This window comes from Bradyrhizobium sp. DOA1, from assembly GCF_001593325.1.
Lineage (GTDB): Bacteria > Pseudomonadota > Alphaproteobacteria > Rhizobiales > Xanthobacteraceae > Bradyrhizobium.
Genome location: NZ_JXJM01000001.1, coordinates 3,513,999 through 3,516,153 on the forward strand (window position 1 = coordinate 3,513,999; position 2,155 = coordinate 3,516,153).

Below are 2,155 nucleotides of genomic sequence, written 5' to 3' on the forward strand. Positions count from 1 at the left end.
GCGCGCGCGGCTTGCAACACCCCCGGCGCGCTCGGCGTCGCCCGCACCGTCGAGATCGACACCACGGGTGGTCCCGGCTTCGGCTTCGAGCATTTCAAGGAGCTCGACTTCCTGCGCGACAAGGAGGTGGTGCTGACCTTCGATGACGGCCCCTGGCCGCGCAACGCGCCCGCGGTGCTCAAGGCGCTCGCAGACGAATGCACCACCGGCATCTTCTTCATCATCGGCAAGCACGCGACTTATGAGCCGGAAATCCTGAAGCAGGTCTATGCGGCGGGCCACACCATCGGCGCGCACACCTGGTCCCACGCCAACCTCAACAACAAGAAGTTCACCGAGGCGCAGCGCAAGGACGAGATCGAGAAGGGCTTTGCGGCGGTGAAGTGGGCACTCGGCGGCGTCTCGCCGGCGCCGTTCTTCCGCTTCCCGGCGCTCCAGCATCCGCCGGAGATGGTCACCTATCTCGGCAACCGCAACGTCGGGATCTTCTCCTGCGACATCGACTCCTTCGACTTCAAGGCGTCAAAGCCCGAGAAGATTGTCGAGACCGTGATGAAGAAGCTCGACACCAGAGGTAAGGGCATCATCCTGATGCACGACTTCCAGAAGCACACGGCCGAGGCTTTGCCCGAGCTGCTGAAGCGCCTGAAGGCCGGCGGCTACAAGGTGGTGGCGATGCGTGCGAAATTCCCGGCTTCGACGTTGCCCGAATACGAGCAGGAGCTGGTCAAGGACCTCAAGCTCCCGACGGTGAGCCAGCGCCCGGTCAATTCCGTGGTGACGACCGTTTCCGAATAGACAGCAATTGTCTTTCCGGTTCGAAGGCTACGTCATCGTCTCCGCGGACGGCATGCTCGCCGACGCTGGTCATGTGATGCCCGATAGCCTGAAGTTCGAAGGCGACAAGCTGTTCTTCGAGCAGTCGCTCGATCGCGCCGCGCTGATCGTGCACGGCCGCAATTCGCACGAGCAGCAGCCGAATTCGCCCCAGCGCAAACGCCTGATCCTGACCCGCAAAATCAAGGCGCTGACCGTCGATCCTGAAATGCCGAACGCGACGTTGTGGAACCCGGAGCATACCAGCTTCGAGGAAGCCTGCGCCTTCGCCGACGTCGCCTCCGGCATGGTCGCCGTCATCGGCGGCCCGGTCGTGTTCGACATGTTCATGGACCGCTATGATACGTTCTGGCTGTCGGAAGCCCCGCAGGTGCGATTGCCCGGCGGCGAAGGCTGCTTTGTCGGCGTGCCCGAGCGGACACCGCACGAGGTTCTCACGTCGCACGGGATGAAACCGGGCACGCCGTATTTGCTCGACGCGGCGCACGAGGTGACCGTGACCCCGTGGCAGCGGAAATAGCCGTCTCACGACGCCGCTCAAATCCAAATGGGTAAAACAACCCCATGCACAGTACCGGCATGCAGATACCGCGCCGTATGTTGCTTATTGGTCTGCCAAAAATTAGTGCCACCGCCGGCCGGCGAAAAGCTGGCTAGCGCATCTGCGAAGAGCCGCTCCCGGGGCGGATTGACCGCTACACGTCGCCGTAGGCCGCCTCGGCGGGACGCGTTGTGCGTCCGTAGCCGATGATCATGCAGAGCGCGCCGATGATCGACAGGTTCTTGAGCGCGTCGACCAGCATCTTGGCGTTCTCGGGCGCTGCCATGTTCCAGAAGTCGTAGAACAGCACGGTGGCGACCGCGACATAGATGATCAGCAACATCGCGAAGAAGCGCGCACCGAAATTCAGCGCGATCATGAGGCCGGCGATGACCTCGAGTCCTCCGACCGCGATCGCGAGCAGCTGCGGTGTGGTCATGGCGGTCGCGGTCTCGACCTGCTTGGCGTAAGGCGCGATCACCTCGGGCACCACCACCTTGGTAGCGATGAAGTCTGCGGTCGCCTGGATAGCGAACAGCTTGGTCGCGCCCGTGTAGACGAACAGGACGGCGAACAGGATTCGCCCGAAAGTCACGAACGCTGGCATGATCGGCCTCTTGGCAAAACGCTAAGCAGGGAACGTGAGTTGATTATGAAGAGTCGTGCGCCGGTTTACAAATAGGGAAGTGAAGACCTGAAAGTATTTCAAATTGGCGGTCTCTTCCCTTCTCCCCTTGTGGGAGAAGGTGGCTCGCCGCGAAGCGGGGAGCCGGATGA

The 2,155-nt window shown here is 62.1% G+C and carries 3 protein-coding genes; 2 read left to right on the forward strand and 1 reads right to left on the reverse strand.

From position 1 onward, the window contains the following. Positions 1-798: polysaccharide deacetylase family protein (locus SE91_RS16755; protein WP_061848367.1), on the forward strand; the 798-nt coding region annotated here is incomplete at its 5' end. A gap of 7 nt (positions 799-805) precedes the next feature. Then, positions 806-1,357 (forward strand): dihydrofolate reductase family protein, encoded by a 552-nt coding sequence (locus SE91_RS16760; protein WP_061848369.1) that lies wholly within the window; start codon positions 806-808, stop codon positions 1,355-1,357. A gap of 175 nt (positions 1,358-1,532) precedes the next feature. Here the strand turns inward: SE91_RS16760 and SE91_RS16765 are convergent, their stop codons facing one another. Beyond that, complete coding sequence (locus tag SE91_RS16765) at positions 1,533-1,985, reverse strand: DoxX family protein (protein WP_061848371.1); 453 nt, start codon at positions 1,983-1,985, stop codon at positions 1,533-1,535. Positions 1,986-2,155: the final 170 nt, after the last annotated feature.